The sequence below is a fragment of the Leucobacter chromiireducens genome (assembly GCF_003917135.1).
GTDB classification, from domain to species: Bacteria; Actinomycetota; Actinomycetes; order Actinomycetales; family Microbacteriaceae; genus Leucobacter; species Leucobacter chromiireducens_A.
This window is the reverse complement of sequence record NZ_RPDI01000015.1, coordinates 18328-36199: the sequence shown is the minus strand read 5'-3', so window position 1 is coordinate 36199 and position 17872 is coordinate 18328. Positions and strand designations below refer to the sequence as shown.

Annotated in this window: 21 protein-coding genes; 14 read left to right on the top strand and 7 right to left on the bottom strand. The window is 70.6% G+C overall.

What is annotated here, in order from left to right; genetic code table 11:
* Position 1: 1 nt before the first annotated feature.
* From hisB to EGM46_RS08790, 6 genes are all read left to right on the top strand, one after another.
* Entirely contained in the window at positions 2–610 is a 609-nt protein-coding gene (gene hisB / locus EGM46_RS08815; protein WP_125099789.1) for an imidazoleglycerol-phosphate dehydratase HisB, read from the top strand.
* Positions 607–1254: an imidazole glycerol phosphate synthase subunit HisH gene (hisH, locus tag EGM46_RS08810; protein WP_125099788.1), complete on the top strand. Its 648-nt coding sequence runs from the start codon at positions 607–609 to the stop codon at positions 1252–1254. Before hisB ends, hisH begins: the two co-directional genes overlap by 4 nt.
* Positions 1255–1277: 23 nt before the next feature.
* Entirely contained in the window at positions 1278–2042 is a 765-nt protein-coding gene (gene priA, locus EGM46_RS08805; protein ID WP_125099787.1) for a bifunctional 1-(5-phosphoribosyl)-5-((5-phosphoribosylamino)methylideneamino)imidazole-4-carboxamide isomerase/phosphoribosylanthranilate isomerase PriA, read from the top strand.
* A gap of 73 nt (positions 2043–2115) precedes the next feature.
* Positions 2116–3012 carry an SseB family protein gene (locus tag EGM46_RS08800; RefSeq protein ID WP_125099786.1) on the top strand — a complete coding sequence of 299 codons (897 nt, stop codon included), beginning with the start codon at positions 2116–2118 and terminating at the stop codon, positions 3010–3012.
* Between the two features lie 109 nt (positions 3013–3121).
* Positions 3122–4729 carry a sodium-dependent transporter gene (locus EGM46_RS08795; RefSeq protein ID WP_125099785.1) on the top strand — a complete coding sequence of 536 codons (1608 nt, stop codon included), beginning with the start codon at positions 3122–3124 and terminating at the stop codon, positions 4727–4729.
* Positions 4726–4875: a methionine/alanine import family NSS transporter small subunit gene (locus tag EGM46_RS08790; RefSeq protein ID WP_125099784.1), complete on the top strand. Its 150-nt coding sequence runs from the start codon at positions 4726–4728 to the stop codon at positions 4873–4875. Before EGM46_RS08795 ends, EGM46_RS08790 begins: the two co-directional genes overlap by 4 nt.
* Before the next feature lie 45 nt (positions 4876–4920).
* Here EGM46_RS08790 and EGM46_RS08785 read toward each other — a convergent pair whose 3' ends face one another.
* Both EGM46_RS08785 and EGM46_RS08780 read right to left on the bottom strand, forming a co-directional pair.
* Positions 4921–5247 (bottom strand): branched-chain amino acid transporter permease, encoded by a 327-nt coding sequence (locus EGM46_RS08785; protein ID WP_125099783.1) that lies wholly within the window; start codon positions 5245–5247, stop codon positions 4921–4923.
* A complete protein-coding gene (locus EGM46_RS08780) occupies positions 5240–5944 on the bottom strand; it encodes an AzlC family ABC transporter permease (RefSeq protein ID WP_125099782.1) in 705 nt (234 codons plus the stop codon). Before EGM46_RS08780 ends, EGM46_RS08785 begins: the two co-directional genes overlap by 8 nt.
* Before the next feature lie 79 nt (positions 5945–6023).
* Between EGM46_RS08780 and EGM46_RS08775 the strand changes: the two genes are divergently transcribed.
* Positions 6024–6458, top strand: coding sequence for an Lrp/AsnC family transcriptional regulator (locus EGM46_RS08775; protein WP_125099781.1), 435 nt, complete (start codon positions 6024–6026; stop codon positions 6456–6458).
* Between the two features lie 88 nt (positions 6459–6546).
* Here the strand turns inward: EGM46_RS08775 and EGM46_RS08770 are convergent, their stop codons facing one another.
* Entirely contained in the window at positions 6547–6966 is a 420-nt protein-coding gene (locus EGM46_RS08770; protein WP_125099780.1) for a DUF1844 domain-containing protein, read from the bottom strand.
* Between the two features lie 303 nt (positions 6967–7269).
* Here EGM46_RS08770 and infC point away from each other — a divergent pair, with 303 nt between their 5' ends.
* The 4 genes from infC (at position 7270) to EGM46_RS08750 (ending at position 9416) form a co-directional block, all read left to right on the top strand.
* Positions 7270–7833, top strand: a complete 564-nt coding sequence (infC, locus tag EGM46_RS08765) for a translation initiation factor IF-3 (protein WP_431194072.1) — start codon at positions 7270–7272, stop codon at positions 7831–7833.
* A 79-nt stretch (positions 7834–7912) separates the two neighbouring features.
* Positions 7913–8107 (top strand): 50S ribosomal protein L35, encoded by a 195-nt coding sequence (rpmI, locus tag EGM46_RS08760; protein ID WP_025133275.1) that lies wholly within the window; start codon positions 7913–7915, stop codon positions 8105–8107.
* A gap of 49 nt (positions 8108–8156) precedes the next feature.
* Positions 8157–8540: a 50S ribosomal protein L20 gene (rplT, locus tag EGM46_RS08755; RefSeq protein WP_125099779.1), complete on the top strand. Its 384-nt coding sequence runs from the start codon at positions 8157–8159 to the stop codon at positions 8538–8540.
* 78 nt (positions 8541–8618) lie between these two features.
* Positions 8619–9416, top strand: a complete 798-nt coding sequence (locus tag EGM46_RS08750; RefSeq protein WP_125099778.1) for a TrmH family RNA methyltransferase — start codon at positions 8619–8621, stop codon at positions 9414–9416.
* Between the two features lie 164 nt (positions 9417–9580).
* Here EGM46_RS08750 and EGM46_RS08745 read toward each other — a convergent pair whose 3' ends face one another.
* The 4 genes from EGM46_RS08745 to EGM46_RS08730 form a co-directional block, all read right to left on the bottom strand.
* The gene (locus EGM46_RS08745) at positions 9581–10888 is read right to left on the bottom strand and encodes a Dyp-type peroxidase (RefSeq protein ID WP_125099777.1); all 1308 of its coding nucleotides are present in this window, start codon (positions 10886–10888) and stop codon (positions 9581–9583) included.
* The gene (locus EGM46_RS08740) at positions 10875–11492 is read right to left on the bottom strand and encodes a copper chaperone PCu(A)C (protein ID WP_241156252.1); all 618 of its coding nucleotides are present in this window, start codon (positions 11490–11492) and stop codon (positions 10875–10877) included. The genes EGM46_RS08745 and EGM46_RS08740 overlap by 14 nt, the downstream gene beginning before the upstream one ends.
* Positions 11489–12268 carry a copper resistance CopC family protein gene (locus tag EGM46_RS08735; protein WP_125099776.1) on the bottom strand — a complete coding sequence of 260 codons (780 nt, stop codon included), beginning with the start codon at positions 12266–12268 and terminating at the stop codon, positions 11489–11491. Before EGM46_RS08735 ends, EGM46_RS08740 begins: the two co-directional genes overlap by 4 nt.
* Positions 12269–12386: 118 nt before the next feature.
* On the bottom strand, positions 12387–13025 hold the full coding sequence (locus tag EGM46_RS08730) for a hypothetical protein (protein ID WP_125099775.1): 639 nt from the start codon (positions 13023–13025) through the stop codon (positions 12387–12389).
* A gap of 82 nt (positions 13026–13107) precedes the next feature.
* On the opposite strand from EGM46_RS08730, the gene pheS reads away from it, so the two are divergent.
* The 3 genes from pheS (at position 13108) to EGM46_RS08715 (ending at position 17842) form a co-directional block, all read left to right on the top strand.
* The gene (gene pheS / locus EGM46_RS08725; protein ID WP_125099774.1) at positions 13108–14148 is read left to right on the top strand and encodes a phenylalanine--tRNA ligase subunit alpha; all 1041 of its coding nucleotides are present in this window, start codon (positions 13108–13110) and stop codon (positions 14146–14148) included.
* Positions 14148–16760, top strand: coding sequence for a phenylalanine--tRNA ligase subunit beta (gene pheT / locus EGM46_RS08720; protein WP_125099773.1), 2613 nt, complete (start codon positions 14148–14150; stop codon positions 16758–16760). The genes pheS and pheT overlap by 1 nt, the downstream gene beginning before the upstream one ends.
* A gap of 164 nt (positions 16761–16924) precedes the next feature.
* Positions 16925–17842 carry a VOC family protein gene (locus tag EGM46_RS08715; protein ID WP_125099772.1) on the top strand — a complete coding sequence of 306 codons (918 nt, stop codon included), beginning with the start codon at positions 16925–16927 and terminating at the stop codon, positions 17840–17842.
* Positions 17843–17872: the final 30 nt, after the last annotated feature.

The window sequence follows — 17872 nt, the reverse complement described above, 5'->3', positions numbered from 1 at the left end:
TATGACCGCAGCTACACGCACTGCTTCGCTCGAGCGCTCGACGAGTGAGTCGCAGATCAGCCTGAGCCTTGATCTCGATGGCACCGGCGCCTCCGACATTCAGACCGGGGTGCCGTTCTTCGATCACATGCTCACGGCGTTCGCGCGCCACTCGCTCACCGACCTCACGGTCCGCGCGCAGGGGGACGTCGAGATCGACGTGCACCACACCGTCGAGGACACGGGGATCCTGCTCGGCCAGGCGCTCCTCGCTGCGCTCGGCGACAAGCGCGGCATTTCGCGCTACGGCGACGCGCTCGTGCCCCTCGACGAGGCGCTCGCGCAGGCCGTGGTCGACATTTCCGGGCGGCCCTACCTCGTGCACTCGGGGGAGCCGGCCGGCTTCGAATTCCACCTCATCGGCGGGCACTACACCGGTTCGATGGTGCGCCACTTCTTCGAGGCGCTGACGCTGAACGCGCGGCTCACCGTGCACCTCACGCTGATCGAGGGGCGCGATCCGCACCACATCGCCGAGGCGGAGTTCAAGGCGTTCGCGCGCGCGTTCCGCCAGGCGAAGGCGCTCGACCCGCTCGTCACCGGGGTGCCCTCCACGAAGGGCGCGCTGTGACCGCAGCCGCGGGCGCGAGCCCACGCGTCGCCGTGCTCGACTACGGCTCGGGCAACGTGCACTCGGCGGTGAAAGCGCTCGCCGCGGCCGGCGCCGAGGTTGAGCTGACCCGCGATCCGCGCGCCGTGCAGTCCGCCGATGGCCTGCTGGTGCCCGGCGTCGGCGCGTTCGACGCCGTGATGCAGCAGCTCACCGCCGTGCGCGGCGACGAGCTGATCGACCGGCGCCTCGCCGGCGGTCGGCCGGTGCTCGGCATCTGCGTCGGCCTGCAGGTCATGTTCGAGCGCGGGATCGAGCGCGGGATCGAGACCGCAGGACTGGATCAGTGGCCGGGCACGGTGCGCGAGCTGCACGCCACGGTGCTGCCGCACATGGGGTGGAACACCGTCGAGGCCCCCGCCGACTCGCAGCTGTTCGCCGGGATCTCCGACGAGCGGTTCTACTTCGTCCACTCCAACGCCGCAACCGAGTGGTCGATCGAGGGCCGCAGCGCCGCGACGAAGCCGCGCGTCACCTGGGCCGAGCACGGTGAGCGATTCATCGCCGCGGTCGAGAACGGCCCGCTCTCAGCCACACAGTTCCACCCGGAGAAGTCCGGCGAAGCCGGGATCCAGCTGCTGCGCAACTGGATCGCGACGTTCTGACCCACACAAGGAGCACATCACACATGAGCGAGTTCACCGAGGGCCCGAAGCTGCAGCTCCTGCCCGCGATCGACATGGTCGACGGCAAGGCGGTGCGCCTCACGCAGGGCGAAGCCGGCACCGAGACGAACTACGGCAGCCCGGTCGACGCCGCGATGGACTGGATCGAGCAGGGCGCGGAGTGGATCCATCTCGTCGACCTCGACGCGGCGTTCGGCCGCGGCAGCAACGTCGCTGTGGCGCGCAAGATCATCAAGCGCGCTGGCAGCCAGATTGATATCGAGTTCTCGGGCGGGATCCGCGACGACGCGAGCCTCGAGGCCGCGCTCGAGATGGGCGCGCGCCGCGTGAACCTCGGCACCGCGGCCATCGAGAACCCCGAGTGGACGCGCTCGGTGATCGCCCGCTTCGGCGACCAGATTGCGGTGGGGCTCGATGTGCGCGGCGAGACGCTCGCGGCGCGCGGGTGGACCGAGGAGGGCGGGAACCTCTGGGAGGTGCTTGAGCAGCTCGAGGACGCCAACTGCTCGCGGTACGTCGTCACCGACGTCACGAAGGACGGCACGATGCGCGGGCCGAACGTGGAGCTGCTGCGCCAGATGTGCGAGCGGACGGACCGTCCCGTTGTCGCCTCTGGCGGAGTGTCGAGCCTCGACGATCTCGTCGCGCTGCGCGAGCTCGTGCCGCTCGGCGTGGAGGGCGCCATCATCGGGAAGGCGCTGTACGACGGCGCGTTCACGCTGCCCGCGGCGCTCGACGTCGCCGGGCGCCCGAGCCGCGTCTCCTAGCGGCCCAGGGGCACGCACCCACGCGCGCGCGCAGGCGCAGCCGAGACCGCACAGCCGAGAAGGGACGGACAGAGTGGCGATCAAGAAGCTCCCGTCGACGGGAGACGCCCCGCGGTCGACGGGGGTCCCGGAGAGCCTCGTCCCCGGTGGCGCCGCCGACTCTGCCGGCTTCCCCTGGGCTGGGCGTACGTTCGACCACCACGGCACCGCGTTCGCCGAGGACGACGGGGCGACGCCCGTGCTCGTCGCCGCGGCGGTCGCCGAGCTGCGGGCTGCCGCGGCTGCGGCCGCAGCCGCGAGCGACGCGGCAACGCACTGGGCGGCGGTCGCCCAGATCGCTGCCGCGCACGGCCGCGTGATCGCCGAGCTCGGTTCGGCCCGCGTGCTCGTGCCGATGCTCGCAGAGGCCGGCGATCTTGGCGTCACCCCGGAGGGGAAGACCGTCGAGAAGACGCAGGAGCTCTCCATCGTCACGGTCGCGGCGCCGGATGGGCGGCGGGTGCTCCCGGTGTTCAGCTCGGTGACCACGCTCGCGACGTGGCACGAGAGCGCGCGGCCGATCCCCGTCCCCGCGACGCAGGCCGCGCTCGCCGCTGTGCAGGAGCTGACCGACCTCATCATTCTCGACGCTGCGACGCCGGATCTCGAGTACGGGATCCGGCGACCGGCGCTTCGCGCCCTCGCGCTCGGTGAGCCGTACGTGCCAGCGTGGGCCGACGACGAGGTGCTCGCCGCGTTCCGCGCTGGGGTCGCAGGCGAGCCAGCGGTCGTCGAGCTGTGGCTCGCGCCGGGCGATCCGGAGGGGCGGCTGCGTGCCCCCGAGGTTGACGTGCACGTGAGCCTCGCGCCCGGGCTCGACCGCGCAGCGCTCACGGCGCTGCTGGAGCGCGCGCAGGCCGGCTGGGCGAGCTCCGAAGTGATCGCTGAGCGGGTGGATTCGATGCGCGTCCGGCCGCGATCGGCGCCGTAGCCCTCGCCAACGTCTGGGCGTGAGGCCCCGCAGCCTGCTACGCTCGCGGGGTGCCTCTGGCGCCGTGCGGGGTGTGCGCGCGGCTCCGATCCCAGACGAAGCGAGAACCATGACTCAGACCACCACAGCAGCAGCAGCGCCCCAGCGCGCCGAATGGACCGGCCAGTTCGGCTTCATTATCTCCGCGATCGGATCCGCGGTCGGGCTCGGCAACATCTGGCGCTTCCCCGGCGTCGCCTACGAGAACGGTGGCGGGGCCTTCCTGATCCCGTACATCGTCGCGCTGCTCACCGCGGGGATCCCGATCCTGTTCCTCGACTACGCGATCGGGCACCGCTTCCGTGGCTCCGCCCCGCTCGCGCTGCGCCGCATCGCGGGGAAGCTCGGCGAGGGAATCGGCTGGTTCCAGGTGATGATCTGCGTATTCATCGCGATCTACTACACCGCCGTGCTCGCGTGGGCCTCGAGCTACTTCGTCTACTCCTTCGATCTCACATGGGGCGACGACGCGGCCGGCTTCTTCACGGGGGAGTACCTGCAGCTCTCCGAAGAGCCCTTCAGCATGACGTTCGTGCCCGCGGTGCTGATCCCGCTCATCGTCATGTGGGTGGTCGCGCTCGTGGTGCTCGGCGCCGGCGTCGTGAAGGGCGTGCAGCGGCTCAACATGATCGCGATCCCGCTCCTCGTTGTTGGCTTCCTCATCCTGGTCGTTCGCGCGCTGTTCCTGCCCGGCGCCGCCGAGGGCCTGAACGCGCTCTTCACCCCCGACTTCGCGGCGCTCGCCGACCCGTCGGTGTGGGTCGCGGCGTACAGCCAGATCTTCTTCTCGCTCTCCGTCGCGTTCGGCATCATGATGACGTACGCGTCCTACCGTCGCCGCCGATCGAACATGACGAGCCCCGGCCTCGTGGTCGCGTTCGGCAACTCGTCGTTCGAGATCCTCGCGGGCATCGGAGTCTTCGCGACCCTCGGCTTCTTCGCACACCAGCAGGGCGTCGCCGTTGCGGACCTCGAGGGCTTGAAGGGCGTTGGCCTCGCGTTCATGACGTTCCCCGCGATCGCCGCGCAGATGCCGGGCGGCGAGATCTTCGGCGCGCTGTTCTTCGGCGCGCTCACCCTCGCTGGCCTCACCTCGATGATCTCGATCATGGAGGTGATCCTGGCCGGCGTGATGGACAAGTTCGGGCTCACGCGACGCCGCGCCGTCTACGGCATCGGCGGCGTCCTCGCCGTGATCTCCGTGGTCCTGTTCGGCACGCAGTCGGGGCTCACCGCGCTCGACACGATCGACAACTGGTCGAACAACATCGGCATCGTGGCCTCGGCCGTGGTGATGACGGTCACCGTGCTCTGGATCCGGCGCGCCGGGACCCAGCTCGCCGGGCACCTGAGCGTGCTCTCCACCTTCAAGGTGGGCCGCACCTGGCTCTTCTTCGTGTCGGTGCTCGGCCCCGTGGTGCTCGGCTACATGCTCATCGCCACGATCGTGAACCTGGTGCAGGAGCCGTACTCCGGCTACGACACCGGCTACCTACTGATCGTCGGGTGGGGCTCGGTCGCGCTCATGATCATCGGCTCGATCGTGCTGACGCTCGCGCCGTGGCGCTACGATCCGGATCGCTTCACGCCGTGGCCGCCGCTCGCGCCCGGCGCGTCAGCAGCACCAGCAGCGTCCGCAGCGCCCGCCGCTGCACCGAACGAGGAGAACGCACGATGACCCCGATCGCTATCGCCTTCCTGATTCTCGCCCTCGTGATCATCTGGGGTGGGCTCATCGCGAGCACGGTGTTCCTGATGCGGCGTCCCGAGGTTGCCGAGTACCCGGCAGGCGGCGAGGACGGGCAGTTCGAGCGCATCGAATAGACCCTTGGGTGTGCTGTCGGGCGGGCGTGCGGTGGCCCGCCCGCCCTACAGCACGTTCAGGAGTACGACGTAGACCGTTGTGCCCGCCGCGATGCTGAGCAGCGCACGGCGCTTGCCGAGCAGGTGGACGACAACGGTCACCGCGGTCGCCGCGAACACCGCCCACAGGTGATCGGGGCGCGCGGCGAGCTCGTCGCGCAGCACAACGACCGCGAGGATCAGCATGATCCCGGCCGGCATCCAGCGGCCGAGCGCCTGCACGAACCGCGACTTCCGCAGCGGCTTCAGGATCGCGAACGGGAGCGCGCGGAGCAGGAGCGTGATGAGGCCGGCGACCACGACGCCGGCGATGAGGTAGGCGATCTCAGGCACGCGCTGCCCCCTTCGTGAGGAAGAAGCGCCCGGTGAGCGCGAGCGTGAACATGATGAGCGCAGCGAGCAGCGCCTGGCCGGGGAAGACGAGCAGCGCGACGCCGACGGAGAGTCCGGCGAGCACCGCGGAGGGAATCTCGCGTCGGCTTCGCAGCGCGTCGAGGGTCATCACGACGAACAGCGCGACGAGCGCGAACTCGAAGCCCTCAATGGGTGCGGGCAGGGCGGTGGCGATGAGGACGCCGACGAGGCCGCCGCCCACCCAGTACGCCTGCATGGCGAGCTGCCCGCTCACCATGCGCGCGGAGGACAGTTTCTCCTCGGGCATCAGCACGTAGGTGGCGTACGCCTCGTCGACCATCGCGTAGATCGAGTATGCGCGGGGGAGTCCGCGGCGCACGCGCGACACGGGGAACGAGAGCGCGTAGAACACGTGCCGGAAGTTCACCGCGAAGACGGTGACGGCGATCGTGAGGAGCGGGGTGGCCGCGGCGAGCATCCCGACGAGCAGGAGCTCGACCGAGCCGGCGAAGACCCCGATCGCGAGCGCGGGGGAGATCCACCAGGGGAGCCCCGCCTGGATCACGAGCACGCCGAGCGCGATGCCGAGCGGGAAGATCCCGAGCCCGACGCCGAGCGAGTCGCCGAGACCGGCGCGGATCTGTGCGGCGCGCGTGGCGCCAGGGGGTTCGTGCATACGACTATATTTGCGGAAAATCCCCGCAATGTGCGTGCGTGATCGTGCGCTCCGTACTCGAATCCGGCAATATAGCTGCATGGATGCACTCGATCGCGCAATTATTGCGGAGCTCATGGCAGATGGGCGGATCACCAATGTGGAACTCGCCGCGCGCGTTGGGCTGACGCCAGGCCCCTGCCTCAGGCGGGTGCAGCGGCTGGAGGCGGACGGCGTGATCCGCGGCTACCGGGCGATCGTCGATCCGCACGCGGTGGGCCGTGGCTTCGAGGTGATCCTGCACGTCGATCTCGTCACCCAGGAGGCCACGGTTGTGACGGGTTTCGAGCAGGAGGCCGCCGCGCTCCCCGAGGTTTCCGAGTTCAAGCGCCTCTTCGGGACACCCGACTACTACCTGCGCATCGCGGTGGCCGACCTCGCGGGGTACGAGGAGTTCCTCACCACGCGCATCATGTCGATCCGCGGGGTGGGAAAGGTGAGCTCCCACTTCGCCATGAAAAACATCAAGGGGTGACGGCGAAGCGGGAGCTCGGTGGCGGCGTGCGGTGCGGCGTGCGGACACGCCGCGGGGTGCGCGCTGCCCGGGTGTCGGGGCGCTCGGGCTAGTTGACCGGCCCCGTGTACTTCTCGCCCGGGCCCTGGCCCGGGGCGTCGGGGATCGCTGACGCCTCGCGGAACGCGAGCTGCACCGAACGCAGGCCATCGCGCAAGCTCCGCGCATGCATGTCGCTCACCTCGGGCGCCGCCGCGGTGATGAGGCCGGCGAGCGCGTTGATGAGCTTGCGCGCCTCGTCCAGGTCGATCTGCGTCTCGGGGTCGTCGGCGAGGCCCACCTTCACGGCCGCGGCGCTCAGCAGGTGCACGGCGGCGGTGGTGATCACCTCGACCGCTGCGACGTCAGCGATATCGCGGGTCGCCTGCGCGACATCCTCGGTGGCCGCGCTCTCCTGCGCTGGCGCCTCGGGCGCGGTTGCCGCTGCTGCGGCCTCGGTCTGCGGCTGATCGCTGGGGTTCTCGCTCATGCTGTCCTGACTGTTGCTGCTGTGGTGTGCTACCATTGATTCGGTTCTCGGTGTTTCAGCCGAGACGCGGAAGAGGAGATTCTCCCACCCGGCACCGGTTATAGGTTATCGGGTTGTTGGCACCCCGCCTCCCAGGAGGCAGCAGTGAAGGGTGTGGGATGGCGCGTGCGCGATCCTGATCTTCCTCTCCGTGACTCCCGCAAGGGAGCGTCAACGGTTCTCCCGACTGGGAGTGGCCACACGGAAGCAGAGGAGCCGGCGATCAGCGATCCCCGTACGAATGACAGAATCCGCGTCCCCGAGGTGCGACTGGTAGGTGCCAGTGGCGAGCAGGTCGGTGTCGTGCCGATCGAGACCGCACTGCGCATGGCCGCCGACGCCGATCTCGATCTCGTTGAGGTTGCCCCGAACTCGAAGCCCCCGGTGGCCAAGATCATGGACTTCGGCAAGTTCAAGTACGAGGCTGCGCAGAAGGCGAAGGAAGCTCGCCGTAACCAGGCGAACACGGTCCTCAAGGAGGTCCGCTTCCGCCTGAAGATCGACACGCACGACTACGAAACCAAGACGAAGCGTGCCGTTGGCTTCCTCTCGCAGGGTGACAAGGTCAAGGCCATGATCCTGTTCCGTGGCCGTGAGCAGTCGCGTCCGGAGCAGGGCGTTCGCCTGCTTCAGCAGTTCGCGGAAGACATCGCCGAGTTCGGTACCGTCGAGTCGAACCCCCGGATCGATGGCCGCAACATGGTGATGGTCATCGCCCCGCTCAAGAACAAGTCCGAGGCGAAGGCCGAGCAGAACGCTCGCCGTGCCGAGGAGAAGGCCACGCGGAAGGCAGACAAGGCCGCAGAGGCCGTCGCCACCGACGACTAATTGTCGGCGCAGCGCCCCTCGCGCCGCTGCAGCCGTGCACAACGCAGCCCTCGGGCGCGCACACAACAAGGAGAAATCGATGCCAAAGCAGAAGACCCACTCTGGGGCCAAGAAGCGCTTCAAGCTGACCGGCTCCGGCAAGCTGATGAAGCAGCAGGCCGGCATGCGCCACAACCTCGAGGTGAAGTCCTCGCGTCGCAAGCGCCGCCTGAACGCTGAGCAGGTGCTGTCCAAGGGTGACGCCAAGCAGGCGATGAAGCTCCTCGGCCACTAAGCCACGAGCACCACGCGTTTCATCACAGATTTTGTAAGGAAGAACTGAAATGGCAAGAGTAAAGCGGGCCGTCAACGCCCACAAGAAGCGTCGCGTTATCCTCGAGCGCGCTGAGGGCTACCGCGGACAGCGTTCGCGCCTGTACCGCAAGGCCAAGGAGCAGGTCACCCACTCGCTGGTCTACGCATACAACGACCGTCGCAAGAAGAAGGGCGACTTCCGTCGCCTGTGGATCCAGCGCATCAACGCTGGCGCCCGCGCCAACGGCCTGACGTACAACCGCTTCATCCAGGGCCTCGGCCTCGCGGGTGTCGAGGTTGACCGCCGCATGCTCTCCGAGCTGGCCACCAACGAGCCCACGGCGTTCGCCGCGCTCGTCGAGGTCGCGAAGAACGCCCTTCCCGAGGACACCTCGGCTCCGAAGGCTGCGTAACGCACCGGAATCACGACAGAACGCCCCGTCCTCCGCGACGGGGCGTTCTGCGTTTCTGGGGCTCGGTAGACTTGCCGAGTGATTGAAAACCCGAAGTCCTTGCGCGTGAAGAAGGCGGCGGCGCTCGCCAGGAAGAAGGAGCGTCAGGTGCAGGGGCGGTTCCTCGTCGAGGGGCCGCAGGCGGTCCGGGAACTGCTCGCGCACCGCCCCGAGCTCGCCGAGGTCGTGTTCGCCACGATGGGGACCGAACCCTGGCAGCACGAGATCGACCGGCTGGCCTCCGACGCGGGGGTGGCCCTTGAGCGGGTCACCGAGCCCGTGCTCGCGGCGATGGCGGAGACCATCACCCCGCAGGGCGTGATCGCGGTCGCGCGGACCTGGGAGGCCACGCTCGCTGAGACGTTCGCCGGCGCGCGGCTCGTCGCGATCATGCACGAGGTGCGGGATCCGGGGAACGCTGGCGCGGTGCTGCGCGCGGCGGATGCCGCTGGCGCGGACGCCGTGGTGTTTGCCGGCGAGAGCATCGACCCGTTCCACCCGAAGGTGGTGCGCTCCACGACGGGCTCACTGTTCCACCTGCCGGTCGCCGTGGCGCCCGATCTGGCGGCTGCCGTCGACGCGGCGCGCGCGGCGGGCCTCACCACGCTCGCCGCGGACGTGCGCGGGGACGAACTGCTCGCGGCCCGCGCGGATGGTGTGCTCGCCGGGCCGGTGGCCTGGGTGTTCGGCAACGAGGCGCGCGGGCTCACGGAGGCTGAGCGCGTCCTCACTGATCGGAGCCTGAAGCTGCCGATCTACGGTGCGGCGGAGTCTCTCAACCTTGCGACCGCCGCGAGCGTGCTGATCTACGAGACGGCGTTCGCGCAGCGGAGCTAGGTGCGCCCGCACCCGCCAACCCCGACGGAGAAATCTGGAATCTCGGAGGTGTTTGCGCGGGAGCGCCCGAGATCTCAGATTTCTCCGTGTGGATTGGGGTGTCCGTGTGGGTTGGGGGCGTCCGTGTGAACGGGGGTGCAGGAGCGCGGCCCCGGGAGTGGGCGCTACGTGAGCAGCGAAGCGCCCAGCGATTCGCCCGGCGCGAAGCCCGGCAGGATCGCGAACACGGCTGAGCCGGTGTGCGTCACCCACTCGTTGAGCAGATCCAGCTCGTCAAGGCGCTGCTGGATCGGCACGAACTGCGTGCGCGGATCCCGCTGGAAGCACCCGAACAGCAGCCCGGACTCGCCGCCCTCGTCGTAGTTCGCCGCGCGCCGGTAGATGCGCTCGGCGGGATCCGTCGAGTGCGCGCGCCGAATGTGCGCGTAGCTCGGGATCACGGGGAGCCCGAGCGAACTCTTCGCCTCGAAGTCGACGGGGGTGTGCTCGGTGCCGCCGGTGAGCGGGGCGCCGTCGGTCAGCGTCCGCCCGATCGTCTGCTCGCGACCCGGACGATCCACCTGATCCCAGGTGTCGAGCTCCATCCGGATTCGGCGCAGCACGAACGCCGAGCCGCCGGTGAGCCAACCGCCGCCGGCCGCCGCGGCGTCGCCGGCGCCCACCCACACAAGGTCACTGAAGTCCTCGTCCTTCGGCGCGGGGTTGATGGTGCCGTCGACCTGCCCCATGAGGTTGCGCATCGTGGTGCCTGCAGGCTCGGCGCCGCGCGCCTGCCGAAAGCCCTGCTGGCTCCACGCGAGGTCGGCGAACGCGCGAAGATCCCGCTCGAGCATGCGTGCGGCGTGCGCGAGCGGCAGCGGATCATCGGCCTGCAGCAGCAACAGCAGATCCCCGCCGTCGTGCGTCCCAGCGAGCCGATCGCGGGAGAACGCCGGCAGCGGCGCGAGCCACTCCGGACGCTTCGCGGGATCGACCCGATTCACGAGCTCCGGGCCGACGCCCACCGTGATGGTCAGGCGCGAGGGCCGAGCAGCAAGCTCGGGCTCGGGATCGGCGAGCGGCGCCGCGCCCGAGGTGAGGCCCTCGACGTCGCCGCTCAGGATGCGGAGCATGCGACGGATCGCGTCGCGGTCCGTCTCAGGCTTCAGCGTGTACGACAGGTAGCGCAGGTGCGCGGTCGGCGTCGAGATGATCCCGGCCTGGTGCGCGCCGTGGCAGGGGAGCGTGTCGCCGCCGAAATCGTCGTCCGCTGCTGCGGGGGCGGCCGAGTCGCGGAGCGCAGGCACCCCGATCGCCGCTCCGAGGCCGAGCGCGGCGCCGAGACCGGCACCCCAGGCGCCCCCGGTGAGGAGCGCGCGGCGGCCGATGCGCGGGTCAGTGCGCTGCTCGTCGGCCTGACCGTCGCCCGCGGGCGCGGCCCCCGCCGTGGGGGCCGCGCTGCTCGAACCAGTGTCGGGCTTAGTGTGCGGCATGCTCATCACTCGCGGCGTCATCGTGTGACATCTCGCCGTGATCGGCCGAGTCATCCGACCCGTCCTCGCTGCCGCCCTCGTAGTTCTCCTGCGCCCCATCCGTGGCCTTCGCGAGCACGGTGACCTCGGCCTGCGAGCCGTCGTCGAAGTGGAGCGTGAGCGACACATCGTCGCCCGGCAGGATCGGCTCCGGCATGTCCATGAACATGATGTGGTTGCCGCCGGGCGCGAGTTCGAAGGAACCTCCTGCCGGGATCACGAAGCCGCCGTCCACTTCCCGCATCGTGGCGGTTGCGCCGGAGGTGACGGTCTCGTGGAGCTCGACCATCTTCGCGGCGGAGCTCTCGACGCTCACCAGCGTGAGGTCGGTGTCGCCCGAGTTCTTCAGAGTGCCGAACACGCCGGTCATCCCCTCCTGCGCCTTCACCCAGCCGCCCTCGATCGAGAACGTCGCGTGGCCGCCCTGCTCAGCGGAGGACGCCTGCGTGTCCTGCGTTGCGGGGGCATCAACGGGCGGAGTCGCCGCGCAGCCGGTGAAGAGGAGCGCGGCCGCGAGGGCGGTCCCGGACAGCGTTGCGATGCGTGCGGTGGTGCTGCGGTTCACTTGGCGTCTCCCTCGGATGCTGCGGTGTCGGCGGGTGCGGCGTCGGTGCCTGCTGCGGCGGCGGCCATGCCGGCCGCGCGGCGGCGGCGGCCGATCAGGACTGCTGCGGCGCCGACGATGACGACGGCCGTGCCGCCAACGATGGCGATGATGCCGCCGAGCGGCAGGCCAGCCGCGTCGGTGGCCTCAGCGCCATCCGCGCTGTCCGCAGCCCCATCGGAGTCACCCGCGGCGCCGTGCTCGTGCGCTTCGGCATCATCTGCGTGCTCGTGCGCCTCGGCGTCGTCCGCGTGCTCGTGGTCCGCGCCGGCCTCGACCGCATCGGCCGCGACGATCTCGCCGCTGCCGTCCTCGGCAACGCTGATGCCGAATGCCCCCTCAATGGGGTGGCCGTCGCTCGAGACGACGCGCCACGCTGCGGCGTAGTCGCCAGGTGCGAGGTCCGCGCTCAGCTTCTGGGTGACGATCGGGCCGGCGATCTCGGGCTCGCCGTCGCGCACATCGGCGCCGTCCGGGCCGGTCACCACCATTTCGGTGCCGACCTCGATGATGCTGTTGCTGAACTTCAGCTCGAACGCCTCGACCGCGCCCGTGTTCGCGTCAGCGACGACCTCGGTGCTGAGGAGCTCATCGTGGGCGAGCGCCGGCGCCGCGACGCCGAGCGTGGTCGCGCCCGCGAGCAGCGCGATTGCCGCGAGGCCGAGCGACGCGCGCCGCGCTGCGGCGGGACGCGCCGTGCGGGGAAGCGGTGTGGTGGGAAGTGTTGACTGAGACATGGTCTCCTGATTCTCTCCGGCGTGTGCCGGGTCCGTGTGCGCCGACGACTCCGCCGCGCCGGGTGCGCGAAGCGGAGCGCCACATCTGAGTGGTGGCGCGGGAAAAGGGTGAGTGGAATCAGGCGAAGCGTGGTGGCCCGCGCCGGGAGATCGCCCCGACGGCGAGGAGCCGATCGCGCAGCTGCCGCGGCGCGGCGAACCGCGGGAGCACACGGGCGCGGTGCGGGCTCGGGGTGAGCGAGCGCCGGCGCGAGGGGAGCACGCGCCGCAGCGCGCGGCCGAGCGCGACGACCGCGCGCTCGCCACGTGCGAGGAGCACCGTCGTGAGCGCGGCGGCGCAGACGTGCAGCACCCACATCGTGGTGTCGGCCGCGCCGGCCTCGGCGAGCCGCGGAGAGAACGCCTCGAGGGCCGCGAAGTGCGCCGCGTGCGGGGACACCGGCGCGCCGTCCGGGCCGCCAGCTGCGGCGATCCCGAGACCAGCGAAGGTCCAGTGGTACAGGAACTGCGCGGCGGAGACCGCGAGCGCGAGCCGCCAGATCGAGCCGACCCGGCCGGCGAGCGCGACGCACAGCGGCAGCGTGAGCACCACGGTCGCGACGACGGACGGCCAGGTGATGACGCCACCGGCGAGCCCGTGCGAGGCTGCGGCGAGTGCCACGGCGACGGCAGCCCCGATGGCGCCGCGGAATACCCGGACGCCGCGGGTCATCCCGGCAGCCGGAACGACCCGCGGGAAACGCCGCGAGCTCTGCATGTGTTCCAGTGTACGCGGCTGCTCGCTGGGGATCGCACCGCGGGCACGCGCGCGTCACGCGCACAGGCTAGACTTGACCCCCGTGTCAGACCTCAATCCGATCACCCAGGAAGCCGCCGACGCGGCCGTCGCGGAAGCGCTCGCAGCGTTTTCCGCAGCCGACTCTGTTGCGGCGCTGAAATCCGCTCGCACGGCGCACGCCGGCGACGGCTCGGCGATCGCTCAGCTGAACGCCCGCATGCGCGAGGTGCCCAAGGACGAGAAGGCCGCAACGGGCAAGCTCATGGGCCAGGCGCGCGGCCGCATTGAGGGCGCGTACAAGGGCCGCGAGGCGGAGCTCGTCGCGCAGGAGGCCGCCGCACGCCTGCTCGAGGAGACGGTGGACGTGACCGCTGCCCCGACGCGCCAGCGCGCGGGATCGCGTCACCCGCTCGCTCAGCTCCAGGAGGAGGCGGCAGACATCTTCGTCGGCATGGGCTGGGAGGTCGCCGAGGGGCCCGAGGTGGAGCACGAGTGGTTCAACTTCGATGCGCTCGGCTTCGATCCCGATCACCCGGCGCGCGCGATGCAGGACACCTTCTTCGTTGAGCCGGCCGATCGGCACCTGCTGCTGCGCACCCACACCTCGCCCGTGCAGATCCGGTCGCTGCTCGACCGCGAGCTGCCCGTCTACGTCGTGGCTCCCGGCCGCGTCTACCGCACGGACGAGCTCGACGCGACGCACACCCCGGTGTTCCACCAGATCGAGGGCATCGCGATCGACCGTGGGCTCACGATGGCGCACCTGCGCGGCACGCTGGAGCACTTCGCGCGCCAGATGTTCGGCGAGGAGGCGAAGATTCGCCTGCGCCCCAACTTCTTCCCGTTCACCGAGCCGTCCGCCGAGATGGACGTGTGGCAGCCGAACGCGAAGGGCGGCGCACGCTGGGTCGAGTGGGGCGGCTGCGGCATGGTCGATCCGCGCGTGCTCGACGCTGCCGGCATCGACTCGTCGGAGTTCCAGGGCTTCGCCTTCGGCATGGGGATCGAGCGGACCCTGCAGTTCCGCCACGACATCAATGACATGAGAGACATGGTGGAGGGCGACGTGCGCTTCAACCGTCAGTTCGGAGGACTGGTCTAATGCGCGTTCCACTCAGCTGGCTGGGCGAATCCGTTGAGCTCCCCGCGGGAGTGACCCCCGAGGCCGTGCACGCCGATCTCGTGCGCGTCGGCTTCGAGGAGGAGGACATCCGCCGCTTCGACGTCACCGGACCCATCGTGGTGGGCGAGGTGCTCTCCCGCGAGCCCGAGGAGCACTCCAACGGCAAGGTGGTGAACTGGTGCCAGGTGCGCGTCGCGCCCGCCGGCCAGGCGGCCGCCGACGGCGGCGAGGACGTGCGCGGCATCGTGTGCGGCGCCCACAACTTCGAGGTGGGGGACAAGGTCGTGGTCACGCTGCCCGGCGCGGTGCTGCCTGGCGGCTTCGAGATCGCGGCGCGCAAGACCTACGGCCACGTGTCCGACGGCATGATCGCCTCGGCGCGTGAGCTGACGCTCGGCGAGGATCACGACGGCATCATCGTGCTCTCCACGCTGGGCCTCGATCCCGAGGTCGGTGCGGACGCGAAGGCGCTCCTCGGTCTCGACGAAACCGCGGTGGAGATCAACGTGACGCCCGATCGCGGCTACGCGTTCTCGATCCGCGGCGTCGCCCGCGAGGTCTCACACGCGACCGGCGCGGCCTTCCGGGATCCCGCGACCGCCGTCACCCCTGCGACGGGCACCGGATTCCCCATCGCGATCGACGATCAGGCCCCGATCCGCGGCCGCGTCGGTGCGGCTGGCTTCGTCGCGCGCGTGGTGCGCGGCATCGATCAGTCCCGGCCAACGCCGGCCTGGATGGTCGCGCGCCTGCAGCTCGCGGGGATCCGCAGCCTCTCGCTCGAGGTCGACATCTCCAACTACGTGATGCTCGAACTCGGACAGCCGCTCCACGCGTACGATCTGGCGAAGCTCTCCGGCGGCATCACGGTGCGCCGTGCAGCCGCGGGCGAGACGCTCGTGACGCTCGACGGCCAGGAGCGCACGCTGCACCCCGAGGACCTCGTGATCACCGACGAGTCCGGCGTGATCGGGCTCGCCGGCGTGATGGGCGGCAACTCGACGAAGGCCGACGAGTCGACCACCGACGTCCTCATCGAGGCGGCGTCGTTCGACGCGATCTCGATTGCGCGCACCTCGCGCCGCCACAAGCTGCCGAGCGAGGCGTCCAAGCGCTTCGAGCGCGGCGTCGACCCGCTGGTCGCTCGCGCCGCGGCGCAGCGCATGGTCGACCTGCTCGTCGAGCTCGCTGGCGGCACCGCCGACGAGCTCGGCGCCGAGATCCTCGCCCCGTGGGAGGCGCCGCAGATCGAGCTGCCGCTCGCGCGCATCAACGGGCTGCTCGGCACCGACTACACGGACGGCGAGGCGCGCGCAGCGATCGAGATGATCGGCTGCGCCGTCGCCGATGCGCCGGCCGACGCCCAGGGCAGCGCGGTGCTGCTCGTGAGCCCGCCGAGCTGGCGCTCGGATCTCACCCGCCCGGCCGATCTCATCGAGGAGGTGGCGCGCGTCGTCGGCTACGACCGCATCCCCTCGGTGCTGCCCGTCGCCCCGGCGGGCCGTGGCCTCACGCGCGTGCAGCGGCTGCGCCGTCGCGCGGCGAACGTGATCACGGCGGCGGGCCTCGACGAGGTGCAGAGCTACCCGTTCGTCAGCCGCGCGCAGCTCGACGCGTTCGGCGCTGGCGCGGAGCCAGCGATCCCCGTGCTCGATGGCGTCGCGCAGGCCGAGGAGCCGAGTGCTCAGGTGGCCGCGGTGAAGCTCGCGAACCCGCTCGACGGCGAGTCGCCCTTCATGCGCCGCTCGCTGCTGCCCGGACTCGTGACCGCCGCGCAGCGCAACGTCTCGCGCGGCCTCACGGATCTCGCGCTCGTCGAGTTCGGCTCGGTGTTCGAGCCGCGCGCCGACCTCGGCACGGACACGGTGCCGCCGCTCGCGCAGCTACCGGACGCTGAGACGCTGACCGCGCTCTACGCCGCGGTGCCGGATCAGCCGCGCCGCGCCGCCGCGCTGCTGCTCGGTGACGCCGTGGCGAAGCAGGCCGGCGAGAGCGCGCGTGCGGTGGACTGGGCTGACGCCCTCGACGCCGCGCGGATCGTCGCTGGCGCGGTCGCCGCCGAGCTCGTGGTGACCCAGGGCGCGCACCGCGCGTTCCACCCCGGCCGCACCGCGGAGCTCAGCATCCGCGTCGCCTCGGATGTCGACGGCGAGGACGGCGGTCTTGAGGTGGTCGGCGTCGCCGGCGAGCTGCTGCCCGAGCTCGTTGCGGATCATCACCTGCCCGGCCGGGTGGTGGCGTTCGAGCTGGATCTCGACCGCATCATCGAGCTTGCCCCGCGCGAGCCGGAGACGCGGCAGCTCTCGACGTACCCGGCGGCGACGCAGGATCTCACGCTCGTCGTCGGCGCCGAGGTGCCGGCCGGCGATGTGCTCGCGGTCGTGACCGCGGGTGCCGGTGAGCTGCTCGAGAGCGCTCGCATTGTCGACGATTACCGGGGGGCCGGCATCGCCGAGGGCCAGAAGGCGCTCACGTTCGCGCTCCGCTTCCGTGCGGAGGACCGCACGCTGAAGGCCGAGGAGGCCAGCGCCGCGAAGCTCGAGGGTGTCGCCGCGGCGGAGCTCGCCTTCGACGCGAAGCTGCGCGACTAGCACGAGGCGCGCGGGGCGCGGGCGTGCTGCGGCGCGCGGTGCCCCGCGCCCCTCGTGCCAGCGCCCCTTGTGGTGCGAGCCCGACGGGCGGATACTTGGCCCCAGACGACGCCGCACTCGCGCCAGCACGGCGCGGGGCGGCGCAGGAACGGGAGCGGGGAATCATGAGCGATCACACGACGCAGCGGATCGTGCCGAACATCTGGTGCAACGGCACCGCAGAGGAGGCCGGGGCGTTCTACGCCGGCGCGCTTCCCGACACGAACTTCACCGTCGAGTCCCGATACCCGACGGAGGGGCTGCTCCCGTTTCAGGAGCCGCTCGCCGGGCAGCCGCTGACGGTTGCCGTCACGGTGGGCGACTATCGACTCGTGCTCGTGAACGCCGGGCCCGAGTTCCGGCCGAATCTCGCGCTCTCCCTCATGCTGAACTTCGATCCGTCGCGCATCGCCGGCGGCGCGATCGCGGCGCGCGAGCAGCTCGACGCCGCGTGGGAGCGACTGAGCGACGGCGGTGAGGTGCGCATGCCGCTCGGCGAGTACCCGTTCAGCGCGCGCTACGGCTGGGTGGAGGACCGCTACGGGGTGAACTGGCAGCTCATGCTGACGCAACCAGATGGGGATCCGCGCCCCGGCGTGCTCCCGTGCCTCATGTTCGGCGGCCCCGTGCAGAATCGCGCGACCGAGGCGATCGGCTTCTACACGGACGTGTTCCCGGACGCCGCGCCCGGTCAGCTGGTGCCGTACGGCGAGCCGACGGGGCCGGCCACAGCCGACGCGCTCATGTTCGGCGAGTTTCGTGTGGGGGAGCAGTGGTTCTGCGCGATGGACTCCGGCGTTCAGCAGCACGAGACGTTCAGCTGTGGCGTCTCGCTCGAGGTGCAGTGCGCTGACCAGGCCGAGATCGACCGGCTGTGGGATGCGCTCTCCGCGGTGCCGGAGGCCGAGCAGTGCGGCTGGCTCGCCGACCGCTTCGGTGTGAGCTGGCAGATCGTGCCCGAGAACATGGGGGAGCTCATGGCGCACCCCGGCGCGTTCGAGCGCATGCTCGCCATGAAGAAACTGATCATCGCCGAGCTGTAGCGCGCGCCTGAGGCGGTGCCCCCTCCCGCA

Bases quoted from the DNA above. Each gene is read 5' to 3' on its own strand.
- pheT (WP_125099773.1), top strand. From the start codon at position 14,148: ATGCGCGTTCCACTCAGCTGGCTGGGCGAATCCGTTGAGCTCCCCGCG.
- priA (WP_125099787.1), top strand. From the start codon at position 1,278: ATGAGCGAGTTCACCGAGGGCCCGAAGCTGCAGCTCCTGCCCGCGATC.
- EGM46_RS08790 (WP_125099784.1), top strand. From the start codon at position 4,726: ATGACCCCGATCGCTATCGCCTTCCTGATTCTCGCCCTCGTGATCATC.
- EGM46_RS08775 (WP_125099781.1), top strand. From the start codon at position 6,024: ATGGATGCACTCGATCGCGCAATTATTGCGGAGCTCATGGCAGATGGG.
- EGM46_RS08780 (WP_125099782.1), bottom strand. From the start codon at position 5,944: ATGCACGAACCCCCTGGCGCCACGCGCGCCGCACAGATCCGCGCCGGT.
- EGM46_RS08770 (WP_125099780.1), bottom strand. From the start codon at position 6,966: ATGAGCGAGAACCCCAGCGATCAGCCGCAGACCGAGGCCGCAGCAGCG.
- hisB (WP_125099789.1), top strand. From the start codon at position 2: ATGACCGCAGCTACACGCACTGCTTCGCTCGAGCGCTCGACGAGTGAG.
- EGM46_RS08735 (WP_125099776.1), bottom strand. From the start codon at position 12,268: ATGTCTCAGTCAACACTTCCCACCACACCGCTTCCCCGCACGGCGCGT.
- EGM46_RS08715 (WP_125099772.1), top strand. From the start codon at position 16,925: ATGAGCGATCACACGACGCAGCGGATCGTGCCGAACATCTGGTGCAAC.
- EGM46_RS08795 (WP_125099785.1), top strand. From the start codon at position 3,122: ATGACTCAGACCACCACAGCAGCAGCAGCGCCCCAGCGCGCCGAATGG.
- rpmI (WP_025133275.1), top strand. From the start codon at position 7,913: ATGCCAAAGCAGAAGACCCACTCTGGGGCCAAGAAGCGCTTCAAGCTG.
- EGM46_RS08745 (WP_125099777.1), bottom strand. From the start codon at position 10,888: ATGCCGCACACTAAGCCCGACACTGGTTCGAGCAGCGCGGCCCCCACG.
- rplT (WP_125099779.1), top strand. From the start codon at position 8,157: ATGGCAAGAGTAAAGCGGGCCGTCAACGCCCACAAGAAGCGTCGCGTT.
- EGM46_RS08730 (WP_125099775.1), bottom strand. From the start codon at position 13,025: ATGCAGAGCTCGCGGCGTTTCCCGCGGGTCGTTCCGGCTGCCGGGATG.